This window comes from Actinomadura luteofluorescens, assembly GCF_013409365.1.
GTDB lineage: Bacteria > Actinomycetota > Actinomycetes > Streptosporangiales > Streptosporangiaceae > Spirillospora > Spirillospora luteofluorescens.
Genome location: NZ_JACCBA010000001.1, coordinates 9463603 through 9480267, shown reverse-complemented (window position 1 = coordinate 9480267; position 16665 = coordinate 9463603). Strand labels below are relative to the sequence as shown.

12 protein-coding genes are annotated in these 16665 nt (G+C 72.7%); 4 read left to right on the top strand and 8 right to left on the bottom strand.

All coding sequences use genetic code 11. From position 1 onward, the window contains the following. Positions 1-84: 84 nt before the first annotated feature. From BJY14_RS43590 to BJY14_RS43580, 3 genes are read right to left on the bottom strand one after another with little or no spacing between them, the layout of a single operon-like run. Entirely contained in the window at positions 85-1281 is a 1197-nt protein-coding gene (locus tag BJY14_RS43590; RefSeq protein ID WP_179848954.1) for an FAD-dependent monooxygenase, read from the bottom strand. A gap of 35 nt (positions 1282-1316) precedes the next feature. Further along, positions 1317-4229, bottom strand: coding sequence for an ATP-binding protein (locus tag BJY14_RS43585; protein ID WP_179848953.1), 2913 nt, complete (start codon positions 4227-4229; stop codon positions 1317-1319). Positions 4230-4254: 25 nt separating this feature from the next. Next, positions 4255-4377: a hypothetical protein gene (locus BJY14_RS43580; RefSeq protein ID WP_281382495.1), complete on the bottom strand. Its 123-nt coding sequence runs from the start codon at positions 4375-4377 to the stop codon at positions 4255-4257. Between the two features lie 134 nt (positions 4378-4511). Between BJY14_RS43580 and BJY14_RS43575 the strand changes: the two genes are divergently transcribed. Next, positions 4512-5813, top strand: coding sequence for an MFS transporter (locus BJY14_RS43575; protein ID WP_179848952.1), 1302 nt, complete (start codon positions 4512-4514; stop codon positions 5811-5813). On the opposite strand, the gene BJY14_RS43570 is transcribed toward BJY14_RS43575, so the two are convergent. Beyond that, the gene (locus BJY14_RS43570; RefSeq protein WP_312879756.1) at positions 5749-6375 is read right to left on the bottom strand and encodes a TetR/AcrR family transcriptional regulator; all 627 of its coding nucleotides are present in this window, start codon (positions 6373-6375) and stop codon (positions 5749-5751) included. The two genes, BJY14_RS43575 and BJY14_RS43570, sit on opposite strands and share 65 nt — an antisense overlap. A gap of 101 nt (positions 6376-6476) precedes the next feature. Between BJY14_RS43570 and BJY14_RS43565 the strand changes: the two genes are divergently transcribed. Next, positions 6477-7646 carry an FAD-dependent oxidoreductase gene (locus BJY14_RS43565; protein ID WP_179848951.1) on the top strand — a complete coding sequence of 390 codons (1170 nt, stop codon included), beginning with the start codon at positions 6477-6479 and terminating at the stop codon, positions 7644-7646. Between the two features lie 27 nt (positions 7647-7673). On the opposite strand, the gene BJY14_RS43560 is transcribed toward BJY14_RS43565, so the two are convergent. Next, on the bottom strand, positions 7674-9215 hold the full coding sequence (locus BJY14_RS43560; RefSeq protein WP_179848950.1) for an FAD-dependent monooxygenase: 1542 nt from the start codon (positions 9213-9215) through the stop codon (positions 7674-7676). Positions 9216-9390: 175 nt separating this feature from the next. Beyond that, positions 9391-10392 carry a helix-turn-helix domain-containing protein gene (locus BJY14_RS43555; RefSeq protein ID WP_218905860.1) on the bottom strand — a complete coding sequence of 334 codons (1002 nt, stop codon included), beginning with the start codon at positions 10390-10392 and terminating at the stop codon, positions 9391-9393. Between the two features lie 101 nt (positions 10393-10493). Here BJY14_RS43555 and BJY14_RS43550 point away from each other — a divergent pair, with 101 nt between their 5' ends. After that, a complete protein-coding gene (locus BJY14_RS43550; protein ID WP_179848948.1) occupies positions 10494-11525 on the top strand; it encodes a saccharopine dehydrogenase NADP-binding domain-containing protein in 1032 nt (343 codons plus the stop codon). An 85-nt stretch (positions 11526-11610) separates the two neighbouring features. On the opposite strand, the gene rpoB is transcribed toward BJY14_RS43550, so the two are convergent. Then, complete coding sequence (gene rpoB / locus BJY14_RS43545) at positions 11611-15087, bottom strand: DNA-directed RNA polymerase subunit beta (protein ID WP_179848947.1); 3477 nt, start codon at positions 15085-15087, stop codon at positions 11611-11613. A gap of 356 nt (positions 15088-15443) precedes the next feature. Here rpoB and BJY14_RS43540 point away from each other — a divergent pair, with 356 nt between their 5' ends. After that, positions 15444-16097 (top strand): response regulator, encoded by a 654-nt coding sequence (locus tag BJY14_RS43540; RefSeq protein WP_376770065.1) that lies wholly within the window; start codon positions 15444-15446, stop codon positions 16095-16097. 39 nt (positions 16098-16136) lie between these two features. Here BJY14_RS43540 and BJY14_RS43535 read toward each other — a convergent pair whose 3' ends face one another. After that, the gene (locus BJY14_RS43535; RefSeq protein WP_179848945.1) at positions 16137-16559 is read right to left on the bottom strand and encodes a DUF6069 family protein; all 423 of its coding nucleotides are present in this window, start codon (positions 16557-16559) and stop codon (positions 16137-16139) included. Positions 16560-16665: the final 106 nt, after the last annotated feature.

Genomic DNA, 16665 nt, shown 5'->3' with positions numbered 1-16665 from the left:
ATACTGGGCGCAGGCGGCTCACTCCGATCCCGGTCGCAGTACCGCGTCGGCCGCAGCAGGCACCGCGGGTCACCGCCGAAGCGCTTAGCGTTGGGCGGGTTCGCGGTAGTCGCGGAGGGTGATGTTCTCCGCGGCCTTGCGGGCGATCTTGGCGGCCATGTTCTTGCCCGGCAGGTACGGCACGACCTTGTAGTACCGGTTGAGGAGCGTGGCCAGGGCGCGGTTCCCGGGGACCATCAGCTTGGCGACGCCGTCGCCCATCTTCTGGCAGCCCACCGCGTACTCGCGCATTTCCTGCTCGTACCGCGCGAACGCGACCCGGTGGTCGCCGTCCGCCGCGGCCAGTTCGCCCGCCAGCACGTACGCGCCGACCAGGGCGAGCCCCGACCCCATGCCGGACAGGGAGGATGGGCAGTAGGCGGCGTCGCCGACCAGCGCCACCCGGCCGCGCGACCAGGTGTCCATGTGGACCTGGCCGACCGAGTCGAAGTAGAAGTCGGGCGCGTACCGCATGTCGTGCAGCAACCGGTCGCTCTGCCAGCCGTTGCCGGTGAAGGTCTCGGTGAGGACGGCCTGCTGGCCCGCCACGTCACGGCGGTCCAGGTCCAGCTGCGGCGAGGCGAAGTAGAAGACCGCCTTCGCCTCGGCGTTGTGGCGGGCGCTGTACATCGCGACGAGCTTGCCCGCGGTGCGGTAGGCGTGGCCGGTGTGGTCGAGGCCGAGATGGTTGGCCGTGGTGAAGATCGCGCAGTTGACGCCGAGGTGCTTCACGAACCGCTCCTCCGGCCCGAACGTCAGGCGGCGGGTGTTGGAGTGCAGCCCGTCCGCACCGACCACCAGGTCGAACCGGCGCGGCGCGCCCCGCTCGAAGGTCACGGTCACGCCGTGGGCGTCCTCGGTGAGCGAGGTGATGGAGTCGCCGAAGACGTAGTCGGTGTGCTGCCTGGTCGCGTCGTACAGGATCCTGGCCAGATCGCCCCGGAGGATCTCGACGTCCCCGGCGAACAGGTCGGCGGGCAGCTTGGCCTGCTGCTTGCCCTCGCTGTTGACGTACGACATGGAGCCCACGCCGGTACGGGCGCGTTCGATGTCGGCCAGGATGCCCATGCGGCGCAGGACCGTCAGGTGGGCCTCGCCGCGGAAGTCCACGGCGTAGCCGCCGTCGCGGAGGGCGGGGGCACGTTCCAGGACGGTGGCCTGGAACCCGTGCCGGTGAAGCCAGTAGGCGAGCGCGGGACCGGCGACGGAGGCGCCGGAGATCAGTACCTTGAGGTTCGTCATGCCTCGGAGCTTCTCGGGGGACGCTCACCGCGGGCTCACCGTGCGCTCACCGCGCTCAGCGCGGTGTCGACGACCTCCTCGGAGAGCCCCAGAATCCGCAGCACTTCCCGTGCGGGCGTCCCCATCCCGTCCGCGGCCGCGGCGGCCTCCCGGTAACGCTCGCGGGCCTCGGCGTCGTGGCCGCGGGCGTCGGCGACGCGCCCCAGTCCGATGAGCGTCCGCAGGCGGGGCCCCAGGCTCTTGATCCAGTGCGGGTCGATCCGGTCCAGCGCTTCCCCGTACAGCCGTTCCGCCTCGCCCAGGTCGCCGTCTTCCAGGGCGATGTCGCCGAGGCCGCGCAGGGCCGCCGCCAGGTAGGTGGAGCTGCCGGCGCGGCGGGCGAGCACGGCGGCCTGCGCGTAGTCGGCCCGGGCCGCCGCCGGATCGTCGGCGGCGCGGTAGTCGCCCCGGTTGACCAGCAGGTCGGCGCTGTCCTCCAGGGCGCCGAGCCGTTCGGTGAGCGCGAGGGCCTCCTCGGTCAACGCGACCGCCCGCCCGCGGTCGCCGCGGGCGGAGGCCGTCCCGGCGAGCGTGTCCAGGGCCAGGGCGATCCCCCACCGGTCACCGAGGGAGCGGAAGCCTCGCAGGGCCTCGCCGAAGGCGGCCTCGGCCGCCGCGGACTCCCCCTCGCCGAGATGCCCGAACCCTGACACGTAGTGCGCGACGGCCTGAGCCCACGGCTCGGCGCAGTCGCGCTGCGACGAGACGAGCGCGAAAGCGCCCTCCGGGTCGGGTCCGATCGCGTTGCGCATCATCCACAGCAGCAGGACGACGGGGTAGCGGCCCGGCCGGTCGCCGGGCCACGCGGCCGCCAGCGCCTTCGCGGCCGCCGCGCGATGGCGCTGCCATATCCGCTGCCCCTCGTCGCCCGATGCCGACGCCGACGCGGCGAGCAGCGCGCACGCCGCGTACTCCTCGCCGAGCCCGTCGGGGATCGCCTCGCCGACCGCCGCGAGGAGAGCGGTCGCCTGCGGCGCGGCCGACGCGGACGCGCCCCGGATCCACAGGTAGCTGAACGCCGAGGCGAGCAGTTCGAAGGCCGTCCGCACTTCCGGCTCCTCGACCGCCCAGTGCAGCGCCGCCACGAGGTCGCCGTGCTCGGCGGCTACGACCGGCAGCCACTCCAGTTGCTCGGCCCGCCGCAGATGCGGGTCGGCCGTCCGGACCAGCTCCAGGACGCGCTTGGCGTGGACGCGCCGCAGGGACGTGCGTTCCCCCGCGGCATCGAGCTGTTCGGCACCATAGGCGCGGATCGTCTCCAGCATCCGGTAGCGGCCGTTGGCGAACTCCAGCAGCGACTTGTCGACCAGTGACTCCAGCGTCTCGCCGTCGGTGCCGCACACGCGCAGCGCGGACTCGGCAGTCGCGCCCCCGGCGAAGACCGTGAACCGCCGCGCCGCCCGCTGTTCGGGCTCGGAGAGCAGGTCCCAGCTCCACGCGACCACCGAGCGCAGCGTGCGGTGCCGCTCGTCGGCCGTGCGGTTGCCGCGGGCGGCGACGCCGAGCAGATCGTCCAGCCGTCCGGCGAGGTCGTCGACGTCCAGGGTGCGCGACCGCGCCGCCGCGAGCTCGATGGCCAGCGGCAGGTCGTCGAGCGCCGCGCAGATCCGCCGGAGGAGTCCGGGGTCGGCGGTGAAGCTCCGCCGCACGGCGCCGGCCCGCTCGGTGAACAGCCGGACGGCCGCGTCCGCGTCGAGCGGCCGCACCTGGAAGAGGTGCTCGCCGATGATGCCGAGCGGCTCCCGGCTCGTCGCCAGCACGCGCAGCCGCGGGCAGGCCGCCAGCAGCCGTGCCGCCAGCTTCGCGACGTCGTCGATGACGTGCTCGCAGTTGTCCAGGACGAGCAGCAGCACCTGGTCCGCCAGCGCCGCGATCAGGCGGTCGACCGGCGTCCGCGCGCCGCCGTCCATCTGGAGACCGTTCTCGCGCAGGCCGAGCGCGCCCAGCAGGGCTTGCGGCAGCCCGGCTGCGTCGCGCAGCGGCGCCAGTTCCACGAAGCAGACCCCGGCCGCCGCCTCGGCGTCCGCGACCTCGACCGACAGCCGGGTCTTGCCGACGCCGCCGGGCCCGGTCAGGGTGACCAGCCGGGCCACGCGCAGCAGCCCGGCGACTTCGGCCACCTCACCGGCGCGGCCCACGAAGTTCGTCAGCTGGGCGGGCGGCGCGGCGGGCGCGGGCGCCGGATCGGCGCTGAGCAACTCCCGGTGCAACGCGGTCAGCTCGGCCGACGGGTCGGCGCCCAGCTCGTCGGCCAGATGGCGGCGGGTCTCCTCGAACACCACCAGTGCCTCGGCATGCCCGCCCGCGGCGAAGAGCGCCCGCATCAGCAGCCCGGCGAGCCGTTCCCGGAGCGGGTGGCGGCCGGCCAGCTCGCGCAGCTCGGGCACGGCCGCGCCGTGCTCGCCGAGCCGGAGCCCGGCCTCGATGCGGTCTTCGAGCGCCGTGAGGCGCCGCTCCTCCAGCCGTGCGGCGGCGGCCCGGGCCGTACCGCTCTCGGGCAGGTCGGCGAGCGCCGGTCCCCGCCACAGCTCCAGGGCCTCGCGCAGCAGGGCGGCCGCCCGTCCGGCGTCGCCGTCGGCCAGCGCCGCCCGGCCCGCCCCGGCCAGCCGTTCGAACCGGGCGGCGTCGACGTCGTCCGGATCGACCACGATCCGGTAGCCCGCTCCGGCCCGTTCGATCGCGGCTCCGGCGCCCAGAGCCGCACGGAGCCGGGAAACCTGGGACTGCAGCGAATGCGCCGACAGGGCCCCGGCGGGGTCGATCTCGTCGAGCAGCCGGTCCGACGAGACGACCACTCCGGGGCGCACCAGCAGCAGGGCCAGTAGCGCCCGCCGGGCCGGACCGCCCAGCGGGACCTCGCGGCCGTCGCCGTGCCACGCCCTGGTCTCGCCGAGGATCCCGAACCGCATGCCGGTGATTATCCACCGGCATGGATCACGGAGCGATCGGGCCGAGGAACGTCCCGCCCGAGACGTCGACGGTCTGGCCGGTCACCCACCGGCCCTGCGGTCCCGCCAGGAATCCGACGACGTCCGCGACGTCCTCGGGCTCGCCCAGCCGTCCCAGCGCTCCCCCTGCTCACGCGGTAGCGACCGCCGTGGCCCGAGGCGGAGCAGCGCCGCAAGTGGGCCAAGATCCTGGAACGGAAGCGGACCTTATCCCCGCCCCGTACCCGCCGTAGCGTCGCGCTCGTGATCATTGCTGAGCTGCTGGGACGGTGGTCCGGCGGGGAGCGCCGCACGCCGCGCCGCACGGTCTGGCTGCTGGCCGTCGCCTACGGCCTCACCATCGCGAACCTGTACTACTGCCAGCCGCTCCTTCCGCAGATGGCGCGCTCGTACTCGGCCTCCTCCGTCGGATACCTGCCCACCGTCGTGCAGGTCGGCTACGCGCTGGCGCTGGTGCTGGTGGTGCCGCTCGGCGACATCGTCCGCAGGCGCCCCCTGGTCTTCCTCATGCTCCTAGCCGAAGCGGCGGCGCTGGTGGCGACGGCGACGGCGCCGACCGCCGGCGCGCTCCTCGTCGCGGGGACGGTGGTCGGGCTGGCGGGCGCGGGCGTGGTGAACGTCCTCGTGCCCTACGCGGCCACCGTCGCCGCCGACCACGAGCGCGGCCGGGCGGTCGCGACGATGCTCAGCGGCGGGCTGGTCGGCATCCTGCTCTCGCGCACGATCGCCGGTCTGACCGCCGAGTTCTTCGGCTGGCGCGTGCTCTATCTGGCGGCCGCGGCCGTCACGCTGCTGCTCGCCGCCGCGCTCGCGCGCGTCATGCCGCCGTCCGCCGCGGAGGTTCCGATCGGCTACGCCGCGCAACTGCGGGCGACCCTCCGCCTGGCGAGGTGCGAGCCGCTGCTGAGACGGCGGTCGCTGATCGGCGCCTGCGTCTTCGGAGCCTTCGGGGTCTTCTGGACGACCGTGGCGTTCGTGCTGGCGGGCCCGCCGTACCGGTACGGCGAAGCGGAGATCGGACTGTTCACGCTGGTCGGTGTGGCGGGCGCGTTCGCGGCGAAGGCCGCGGGCCGGGCCGCGGACCGGGGGTGGCAGCGCCCGTCCACCGGCGTGCTGCTCGTCCTGGGCGTGGCCTCGTTCGGTGCGACGGCGGCCGGGGGCCACGGGCTGGCATGGCTCATCGCCGGGCTCCTGGTGCTGGACGTCGCGGTCCACGGCACCCATCTGCTGAACATGAGCGTGGTCTACGGCCTCGTGGACGGGGCGCGGTCGCGGGTCGCCTCGGTGTACATGACCTTCTACACCCTCGGGGGCGTGGCGGGTTCCGCCGCGGGCGCGGCCGCCTACCGGTCCGGTGGATGGGCCGCGGTCTCGGCGACGGGCGCGGCGTTCATGGCCGCAGGGCTCGCCGCCTGGGCGGGCGAAGCCCGCGGAGGTCCCCGGCCCGGCGGGGCTCCGGCGGCCCGGACGCCCGGATCGTTCAGGGGCGGGGGTCCGCAGGGCCGGCGAGACCGTGGAGGAGCAGGTCGGTCAGGGTGTCGATGATCTCGTCGTCGGTGACGTCCGGTGCGTTGTCTCCGGCGGCGAGGACGGAGTAGCCGAACATCGAGAGCATCGCGCCGATGGCGGCGGCCACCAGCGCCGGGTCTCCGGGGAGCGGGTGGCCCCGGTCGCGAAGCCATTCGAGGTGGTCGCGGAAGGTGCCGGTCTCGGTGGCCAGGGCGGTCCAGGCACGTCCGGACGCGGGACCGTCGGCCATGATCGACTGCAGCCGGGCGGCGATCACCGGGAGGTGCTCCCGGTAGGCGCGCCAGGCGATCGCCAGGTGCCAGCGCAGCTGGTCCCGGTCGGACAGGTCGTGGTCGCGGGGGTGCTCGGAGGCCGCGACCTCCGCGTCCGCCTGCTCCTCAAAGTCGGCCATGAGGGCCTGCAGGAGCTCCTCCTTGCCGGCGAAGTGGTCGTAGAACGAGCCGGTGGCGCGGCCGGCCGCGGCCGTGATGTCCGTGATCTTGGTGTTCAGGTAGCCGCGCTCCATGAACACCTGACGCGCGGCGTCCTTGAGGGCGGCCCGGGTTTCGGCCGCCTTCGCCTTCCGCACGCCGCTCACGAGGCTCCTCCGGGTCGCCGTTGACAGCACACGCAGTATCCCAAATACTGAGCCAGAATTCACCGAATACAGATTCGGTGAATCTGGATTCAGGAGGGGTCGTGCGAGTCATCGTGATCGGTGGTGGGGTCGCCGGAGCGGCCGGCGCCGTCGCGCTGCGGCGCATCGGAGCCGAGGTGACGGTGTACGAGGCGTATGCCGACCCGGCGGGTCGGGTCGGATCGTTCCTGAGCCTGGCGGTCAACGGGCTGCGCGGTCTGGACGCGCTCGGCTGCCTGGAGGCCGTCCAGCGGGCGGGCTTCGCCGTGCCTCGCCAGCGCCTCTGGGCCGAGACGGGAAGGCGGCTGGGCGACACACCGCGCGGACGGCTGGCCGGCGACTCCCTCATGAGCGTCACCCTGATGCGCGGACGGCTCGTGGAGGCGCTGCGCGCGGAGGCCGTCCGGGCCGGAGCCCGGGTCGTGACCGGGGAGCGCCTGGTGGGCGCGGCCACCGAGGGCGCGGCGGTCCGCGCGGAGTTCGCCGGCGGTCTCGCCGCCGAGGCCGACCTGCTGGTGGGAGCGGACGGGATCTGGTCGGCGACCCGGCGGATCCTCGACCCCGAGGCCCCGGAGCCCCGGTACGCAGGGCTCTACACGGCGTCCGGGGTCGCTCGCGGCGTCGACGTGGAGCCCGGCGCGTTCAACATGGTCTTCGGCCGCAACGGCGCGTTCATCTACCTCGCCGCACCGGACGGCGCGGTCTGGTGGGCGGCGCAGGTCGCCTCCCCCCGGCGGCCCGACCCGGCCTCGATCGACCTGGACCTGGTCAAAGAGCTCTACCGGCGCGAGCAGATGCCCACCGAAGTGCTCGCCGGGGTCACCGAATGGCACCGGCCCACCCTCATGCACGTGCTGCCCGAGGTCCCGGTCTGGCGCGACGACCGGACCGTGCTCGTCGGCGACTCCGGCCACCCGGTCGGCGCCGGGCAGGGCGCGTCCATGGCGATCGAGGACGCCGTCGTCCTGGCACGGGCGCTCCAGGAGGCCGGCGTGCCCGCCGCCTTGGCCCTCTACGAGCAGAGACGGCGGGCACGGATCGCCAAGATGGTGCGATCAGCCGGCGCCAACCGGGACGCCAAGACCGCGGGATTCCTCACCCGCCAAGCCCGCAACCTCGTCATGCCCGCGGCGATGAAGCTCTTCTACGAACGCGGCGTCTCCTGGTTGTACTCGCACGACGTGACCGCTGGCTGGCGCCCCACCGGGCACGACGTTCCGTCCCGGACGTGAACGTATGGGCACTGCTGGCCCCCGCCCTCAGGCGTCGTCGGCGTCAGGGGCGCCGAACCAGTCGGACAACGCTTGACGCAGTGCGGGTGCCGCGGTGCCGGCGGGTTCGTCGACGGCCGCGGCCCAGGCGATGTGGGCGTCCGGGCGGATCAGCAGGACGTCGGCCGGGCGCTCCCCGGTCTTGGCGGTGCGAACGTCGACGCGGCGCTCCCAGCCCTGGGCCGACTCGCGCAGGTCCGACCGGTCGGCGAGATCGAGCAGGACGGGCCGCGCCGGCCGCATGAGTTCGGCGACGCTGGTGACGCCCTGGTCGGTGTGCAGGGTGAGGTCGGACGCGAAGGCGCCGGCCAGCGGGTGGTGGGCGGCGCCGGGCATCGGGTAGCGGATGTCGGCGCCGGACAGGAGCGCCCCCATGCGGCGCAGCGGCTGCTCGTCGGTCAGCAGTTCCTGGAAGAGCTCGCGCAGCGCCTCGGCGGCGGGATCGTGCGCGCGCCTCAACGCCACCTGGGCGCGGGTGTGCAGCAGCGTGCGGGCGCCGGCGAGGTGGCGCTCGCGGTGGTAGGTGTCCAGCAGCCCGGACGGCGCCCCGCCCGCGACGGCGGCGGCGAGCTTCCACGCCAGGTTGACCGCGTCCATCATGCCCGCGTTGATCGCCACACCGGTGGCGGGGAACAGGTGCGCCGCGTCGCCGGCCAGCAGGATCCGCCCGTGGCGGTAGCGCTCGGCCTGCCGCGCCTGGAAGGTGAACCGCGACAGCCGGTGCGCCTCTCCGACGGGCAGGTCCGCGCCGAGCACGCGCCGGATACTGGCCTGGAATTCGGCCACGGTCATCGGCGCGTCGTCGTCGTACTCGGTGGCCTCGTCCTCGTTGGTGTAGAGGGAGACGATCCTGGAGTCCGGGGACGAGCCGAGCCCGAACATGCCGCGCTCGGTCTGGGTGAACCCCGCCTGGATCGTGCCGAACCCGGGAACGTCCAGGCCGCCGTCGCCCAGCACCGTCACCGTGTCGGGCAGGGTGACCTGGGCCAGCCGGTTGACCTCCGGATAGGTCGTGCCGGGGAAGCCGATCCCGGCCCGGTCACGGACGCGGCTGCGCGCACCGTCGCACCCCACCAGGTAGCGGGCGCTCACCCGGTAGGTCCCGTCCGGGCCGCGCACCTCCGCGGTCACCGCGGCGGCGTCCTGGCTCACCCCGGCGACCTGGTGCCCGCGGCGCACCTCGGCGCCGAGTTCCTCCACGCGCTCGTCGAGGAGCCGTTCCAGCAGCTGCTGCGGCAGCGGCAGGGCGTGCATCGGAGGGTCCGGCAGGCGGGTGAAGTCCAGGTGCACCCCGCCGAACGGGAACCGGGGGGCCGGAACGGGATCGGTGCAGGCCTGTTCGAAGCGTTCCAGCAGCCCCCGGTAGCGCAGCAGCTCCAGGATCTGCCCGCCCAGTCCCCCGGCCTTCGGGGTGTCGCGGCGCTGCGGCCGGCGCTCCAGGACCAGCGGCCTCACCCCCGCCGACCGCAGCTCGCAGGCCAGCATCAGCCCGGTCGGACCGGCGCCCACAATGATCACATCGGCGTCCATGCACTCTCCCTCGATTGAACGGCATCGCGCCGCGCCCGCGGCACGAGCCGGGTCGTGTCTCGGTCACGGCCATGACGCGGGCCGCGTTGAAAACCGGGCAGGCGGATCGCCTACGCCAGGAGCAGGAAGGTCCTCCGGGGCGGGTGCGCCGGGAGGCGTCCGGGAACGGGTGGTGCTACGTCCGCGATGTCGCGGCCTGCCTTTCGCCGGACGGAGTCCTGTCCGCGGCGCCCTCGGCGTGAGAGCGCCGGAAGGTGCGGCGGTAGGTGTCGGGCGGGACGCCGACCGTGCGGTTGAAGTGGCGGCGCAGCGTCGCGCCGGTCCCCATGCCGGTGGCCGCCGCGATCGCCTCGACGCTGTCGTCGGTGGTCTCCAGCAGCTCCTGGGCGCGGCGGATCCGCTGGGTCAGCAGCCACTGCAGCGGCGTGGTGCCGGTCACCGACCTGAACTGGCGGGCCAGGTTGCGCGAGCTCATGGCGGCCCGGCGGGCCAGGTCCTCCACGGTCAGCGGGCGGTCCAGCCGTTCGATCGCCCACGGGAACAGCTCGGCGAGCGGGTGGCTCTCCTGGGCGGGCACCGGTGACGGGACGAACTGGGCCTGGCCGCCCGCGCGGTGCGGCGGCACGACCAGGCGGCGCGCGACGACGTTCGCGACCGCCGAGCCGCGGTCGAGACGGACCAGGTGCAGGCACAGGTCCATCGCGGCGGCCTTGCCGGCCGAGGTGAGCACGCTGCCGTTGTCCACGTACAGGACGTCCGGATCGACCTCCACCCGGGGATAGCGCGCGGCCAGCGCCCCGGTGTGCGCCCAGTGGGTGGTCGCGCGCCGCCCGTCCAGCAGGCCGGCGGCGGCCAGCACGAACGCGCCCGTGCAGAGCGAGGCCACGCGGGCGCCCGCCTCATGGGCCGCGCGCACCGCGTCGACGAGATCGCCGGACGGTTCCGCGTCGACGTCGGCCCACCCCGGGACGATCACGGTGTCGGCGCTCGCCAGCCGGTCCAGCCCGTGGTCGGGCTCCAGCCGGAAACCGCCGGCCCGCACGGTGCCGGGCCCGCAGCCGAGGAGGCGGTACCAGGGCCCGGCCACCCCGGCCGGCGCGCCGCCGAACACCTCGTAGGCCACCGACAGCTCGAAGTGCAGCATCCCGTCGGTGACGGCGACCGCGACGGTCCTCATGTCCGGAATTGTACGAGTCATGGCGTTCCAGACGCTCGTGCGCTACGTCCGCCGCCGCCATGATCGGTCCAGTGGTTCGAGCGAAGACGACGGGAGAGACGATGGGATCGGGGCAGACGGTCGCGGTGTTCGGCGCGTACGGGCACACCGGGCGGTTCGTGGTGGCGGAGCTGCGGGAACGCGGGTTCGTCCCGGTGGCGTCCGGCCGCGACGCCGGGAAGCTGCGAGCACTGGCGGAGTCCTTCGCGGGCCTGGACGTCCGGCCCGCGGCGGCCGACGATCCGGCGTCGCTCGACCGCGCGCTCGCCGGCGCCGCCGCCGTCGTCAACTCCGCGGGGCCCTTCGCCGCGACGGCCGCCCCGGTGGCCGAGGCGGCGCTGCGCGCCGGCATCCCCTACGTGGACGTGGCGGCCGAGATCGAGGCCAACGCCGACACGCTCGCGCACTTCGCCGAACGCGCCCGCGACGCGCGGACCGCGGTCGTTCCCGCGATGGCCTTCTTCGGCGGCCTCGGCGACCTGCTGGCCACCGCCGCGATGGGCGACTGGACCGCCGCCGACGAGGTGCACGTCGCCTACGGGCTGAGCAGCTGGCACCCCACCGCGGGCACACGTGCCGCGGGCGCGGTCTCCCACGAACGCCGCGACGGGCAGAGGGTCCGCCACACCGGCGGAAAGCTGGAGTACCACCAGGACACGCTCCCCTCGTTGAAGTGGACGTTCCCCGAGCCGATGGGCGTCCGGCCCGTCATCGGGGAGTTCAGCATGGCCGACGTCGTGACGATCCCCAGCCACCTGGCGGTCCCCGAGGTGCGCTCGTACATGACTGTCGAGGCGGTCGAGGACCTGTCGGCCCCGGACACGCCGGCGCCGGCGGCGGCCGACCAGCGCGGACGCTCCGACCAGAGGTTCCTGGTCGACGTCGTCGTGCGCTCCGGCGGCGAGGAACGGCGCGCCACGGCCAGCGGCCGGGACATCTACGCCGTCAGCGCGCCGCTGGCGGTGGAGGCGGTTGACCGCATCCTCACCGGCCGGACCAGGACGACCGGTGCCGCCTCCGCCGGGGAGATGTTCGACGCCGCCGACTTCTTGCGCGCGCTGTCCGCGCACCTGTCGTTCGACCTGCGGCGGTGACCGTCCCCGGCGGCCCGGTGGTCACCGGCCCGGGCGGCCGCATCCCGCGACGGGAGGCGAGCGCTCGGGCCGGGGCCGCCGCGCCTCAGATCTCGTCGACGTTCATCGCGCCCTCGTTCGGGCGGCGGGAGAGGTCGATGCCGAGCTCCTCCGCGGCGCGGAAGACGTCCTCGTCGGTGTCGCGCATCTCGATGGACATGCCGTCGCTGGAGAGCACCTCGACGTTGAGGCACAGCGACTGCATCTCCTTGATGAGCACCTTGAAGGACTCGGGAATGCCGGGCTCGGGGATGTTCTCGCCCTTGACGATGGCCTCGTAGACCTTCACGCGGCCGAGGACGTCGTCGGACTTGATGGTCAGCAGCTCCTGGAGGGCGTAGGCGGCGCCGTAGGCCTCCAGTGCCCAGACCTCCATCTCACCGAAGCGCTGGCCGCCGAACTGGGCCTTACCGCCGAGCGGCTGCTGGGTGATCATGGAGTACGGGCCGGTCGAACGAGCGTGGATCTTGTCGTCGACCAGGTGATGGAGCTTGAGGATGTAGATGTAGCCGACGGCGATCGGATCGCGGTAGGGCTCGCCCGTGCGGCCGTCGAACAGCCGCGCCTTGCCGGTCGGCATCACCATGCGGTCGCCGTCGCGGTTGACCAGCGTGGTGCCCAGCAGGCCGATGATCTCCTGCTCGCCGGCGCCGTCGAACACGGGGGTGGCGACGTTGGTGCGCGGCTCGACGCGGTCGAGGCCCTTGTCCTTCAGCCGCTCGGCCCACTCCTCCTCCACGCCGCCGATGTCCCAGCCGCGGGAGGCGATCCAGCCGAGGTGGGTCTCCAGGACCTGTCCGACGTTCATGCGGCCGGGCACGCCCAGGGGGTTCAGGACGATGTCGACGGGGGTGCCGTCCTCCAGGAACGGCATGTCCTCCACCGGCAGCACCTTGGAGATGACGCCCTTGTTGCCGTGCCGGCCCGCGAGCTTGTCCCCGTCGGTGATCTTGCGCTTCTGCGCCACGTACACCCGGACCAGCTCGTTCACCCCGGGCGGGAGCTCGTCGCCGTCGTCGCGGGAGAACACCCGCACGCCGATGACCTTGCCCTGCTCGCCGTGCGGCACCTTCAGCGAGGTGTCGCGCACCTCGCGCGCCTTCTCACCGAAGATCGCCCGCAGCAGCCGCTCCTCCGGGGTCAGCTCGGTCTCCCCCTTCGGGGTGACCTTCCCGACCAGGATGTCACCGGGCACCACGTCGGCGCCGATCCGGATGATCCCCCGCTCGTCCAGGTCGGCCAGGACCTCCTCGGACACGTTCGGGATGTCGCGGGTGATCTCCTCGGGGCCCAGCTTGGTGTCACGGGCGTCGACCTCGTGCTCCTCGATGTGGATCGAGGAAAGGACGTCGTCCTGCACCAGCCGCTGCGACAGGATGATCGCGTCTTCGTAGTTGTGGCCCTCCCACGGCATGAACGCCACCAGCAGGTTCTTGCCCAGCGCCATCTCACCGTCATCGGTGCACGGCCCATCGGCGATCACCTGACCGACCTCGACGCGCTGACCCTCGTCCACGATCGGCTTCTGGTTGAAGCACGTGCCCTGGTTGGACCGCTTGAACTTCGACACCCGGTACGTCGTCCGGGTCCCGTCGTCGTTCATCACCGTCACGTAGTCGGCCGAGACCTCCTCGACCACACCCGCCTTCTCCGCCGTGATCACATCACCGGCATCGGTCGCGGCACGGTACTCCATACCCGTCCCGACCAGCGGCGCCTCACTGCGCAGCAACGGCACCGACTGCCGCTGCATGTTCGACCCCATCAGCGCACGGTTGGCGTCGTCGTGCTCCAGGAACGGGATCATCGCCGTCGCGACCGACACCATCTGCCGCGGTGAGACGTCCATGTAGTCGACCTCGTCGGGCCGGATGGCCTCGATCTCGCCGCCCTTTCGCCGGACGAGGACGCGCTGCTCGGCGAAGGTTCCGTCGGCGCCGATCGGCGTGTTGGCCTGCGCGATGACGTAGCGGTCTTCGACGTCGGCGGTCAGGTAGTCGATCTCGTCGGTCACGCGGCCTTCGACGACCTTGCGGTAGGGCGTCTCGATGAAGCCGAAGGGGTTGACGCGGGCGTAGGACGACAGGGACCCCATGAGGCCGATGTTGGGGCCTTCGGGCGTCTCGATCGGGCACATCCGCCCGTAGTGCGACGGGTGGACGTCACGGACCTCCATGCTCGCCCGCTCACGCGACAGACCACCGGGGCCGAGCGCGTTCAGGCGCCGCTTGTGGGTGAGGCCGGCCAGGGGGTTGGTCTGGTCCATGAACTGCGACAGCTGGCTGGTGCCGAAGAACTCCTTGATGGAGGCCACCACCGGCCGGATATTGATCAACGTCTGCGGCGTGATCGCCTCGACGTCCTGCGTCGTCATCCGCTCCCGCACCACCCGCTCCATGCGGGCCAGCCCCAGACGCACCTGGTTCTGGATCAGCTCCCCCACCGTGCGCAGCCGCCGGTTGCCGAAGTGGTCGATGTCATCGACCTCGATCGGCACCGCCACACTGCCCAGGGTCGCCTCCTCCTCACCCGCGTGCAGACGCACCAGGTACTCGATCGTCGCGACCACGTCGTCCTCGGTCAGCGTCCCCTGGTTCATGTCCAGGTCCAGACCGAGCTTCTTGTTGATCTTGTAACGGCCGACCTTCGCCACGTCGTACCGCTTGGGATTGAAGTACAGGTTCTCCAGCAGCGTCTGGGCCGACTCCCGCGTCGGCGGCTCACCCGGCCGCAGCTTGCGGTAGATGTCCAGCAGCGCGTCATCCTGCCCGGACGTGTGGTCCTTCTCCAGCGTCACATTGATCGACTCATACGAGCCGAACCGCTCCCGGATCCGCGCCTCGTCCCACCCCAGCGCCTTCAGCAGCACCGTCACCGGCTGCTTGCGCTTGCGGTCGATGCGCACACCCACGTTGTCACGCTTGTCGATCTCGAACTCCAGCCAGGCACCCCGACTCGGGATCACCCGGCACCCGTAGATGTCCTTGTCCGACGCCTTGTCCAGCGCCCGGTCGAAGTACACCCCCGGCGAACGCGTCAGCTGGGACGTCACCACCCGCTCGGTGCCGTTGGCGATGAACGTCCCCTTGGGGCTCATGAGCGGGAAGTCGCCCATGAACACCGTCTGGCTCTTGATCTCACCGGTGGTGTTGTTGATGAACTCCGCCGTGACGAACATCGGGGCGGAGTAGGTCATGTCCTTGTCCTTGCACTCCTCCACGGAGTACTTCGGAGGCTCGAACCGGTGATCCCGGAACGACAGGGACATGGTCCCGGAGAAGTCCTCGATCGGACTGATCTCCTCGAAGATCTCCTCCAGCCCCGACTGCGTCGGGACGTCCCTGCGTCCCTCCTGGCGAGCAGCCTCGACCCGGGCCTTCCAGCGCTCGTTGCCGACCAGCCAGTCGAAGGAGTTGGTCTGCAGGGCGAGCAGATCGGGAACCTCGAGGGGTTCGTGGATGCGTGAGAAAGAGACGCGGCGGGGACCGGCGGGTACGGCGGAACTGGTGCGCGAGGCTGCCAACAGGTGTCCTTCCGAGGGCTCGCGGCGAACTGGAGGCGCGCACGCCGACGACATCACGGCCGATACGGAGGGAGGGGACGTCAAAGGACGGGCGCGGAACGGCAGCATAAGCCAAAATGCCGATAGCTGTCCACACCTATGAGAATTGTCAACCTCGATGCCGGAACCAGGATGACATGCGCGCTTCGCTCTCGTCAACCCGCGCACCGAAAGCCCGGGAAAGGCATCCGCCAAGTGCCCGGACGCCCCATTCTCATCCCAGGGAGGAGACGATCGCTCTGAGGAGCACCCCCGAACAGCAGCAGACGGCGCCGGTGAGCAGTGCTGACCAACGTGGCCGAGCACGCGGCTCCGGCCTGTTGCCGGGTCACGGTGAGGCGCTGCTGCGCGGCAGCTTCCGCGCCCTCATCGACACCACCTCCGACCTCACCTCGGTCGGCGAGGCAGCCACCGGTGCCGAGGCCGTCGACCTCGCCCGCGCCCTGCGGCCCGACGTCGTCCTGATGGACGTGCGCATGCCCCGCCTGGACGGCATCGAGGCGACTCGGCGGATCCGCCAGGCCACCGACACCGCGGACGTCCGGGTGCTCATGCTGACCATGTTCGACCTGGACGCCCACGTCTTCGCGGCCCTGCGCGCCGGCGCCGCCGGCTTCCTGCTCAAGGACACCCCACCGGCCGACCTGCTCAACGCCGTCCGCGTCGTGGCCGCCGGCGAGGCACTCCTGGCCCCCACGGTCACCCGCCGCCTCATCGCCGAGTTCACCCGCCGGCCCCGGACCGCGAGCCCGCTCCCGCGCGCCCTCGACGGCGTCACCGAGCGGGAACGCCAGGTCCTCGCCCTTGTCGCCCGCGGCCTGTCCAACACCGAGATCGCCGACCACCTGCATCTGAGCCTGGCCACCGTGAAGACCTACATCGGCCGCCTGCTGACGAAGCTCCGCGCCCGCGACCGCGCCCAGCTAGTGATCATCGCCTACGAGTCCGGCCTGGCCGGCGCCGCCGGGTGAGGGCGGCCGCCCCGTCCGGTCCTCCTGCTCTCCGGCCGGTCATGCGGGGACCGGCGGCTCGTCTCGCCGGGACGTCGGGCGGGCCGTACGGCCGAGGCCGGGGATCAGGATCGCCGCCACGATCAGGTGCATCCCGGCCAGGACCGCCATGGACGCGCCGTCGGCGGCACCGCTGAGCGGTCCGGACATCGACAGGACCAGCGCCGCCACGGCGATGACGGTCCACACGCGCCCCGGCCGCCCGGTCACGCGTTCCAGCAGCGCGAGCAGGCCCCAGGCGGCCAGCCCCGGAATCAGGCTGCCCGCGATCACCAGGCCCGCCCCGACCGGCTGGACCTCCCCGCCCGTCTCCGCGGACGGATCGAGCCCGGTCACCGGGCCGGTCACCACCCACAGCGCGAGGGGGGCGGCGACCGCTCCCGCCACGGTCAGCGCCCGCCGTGCACCAGTACCTCCGGACATGTGCTTCTCCCTTCGTCGCGGCTCGTTCATGTCCGGAAGCGTGGCCGCCCGACCGCGGCCGGCGCATCGGGCGCGGGGCGAGAGCCGGTCCGTCCGCGGTACGGGA

What these genes read in the sequence shown, in the direction of transcription:
- BJY14_RS43590 (WP_179848954.1), bottom strand. Translation starts at nt 1,281, where the DNA reads ATGACGAACCTCAAGGTACTGATCTCCGGCGCCTCCGTCGCCGGTCCC.
- BJY14_RS43585 (WP_179848953.1), bottom strand. Translation starts at nt 4,229, where the DNA reads ATGCGGTTCGGGATCCTCGGCGAGACCAGGGCGTGGCACGGCGACGGC.
- BJY14_RS43560 (WP_179848950.1), bottom strand. Translation starts at nt 9,215, where the DNA reads ATGGACGCCGATGTGATCATTGTGGGCGCCGGTCCGACCGGGCTGATG.
- BJY14_RS43555 (WP_218905860.1), bottom strand. Translation starts at nt 10,392, where the DNA reads ATGAGGACCGTCGCGGTCGCCGTCACCGACGGGATGCTGCACTTCGAG.
- BJY14_RS43550 (WP_179848948.1), top strand. Translation starts at nt 10,494, where the DNA reads ATGGGATCGGGGCAGACGGTCGCGGTGTTCGGCGCGTACGGGCACACC.
- BJY14_RS43535 (WP_179848945.1), bottom strand. Translation starts at nt 16,559, where the DNA reads ATGTCCGGAGGTACTGGTGCACGGCGGGCGCTGACCGTGGCGGGAGCG.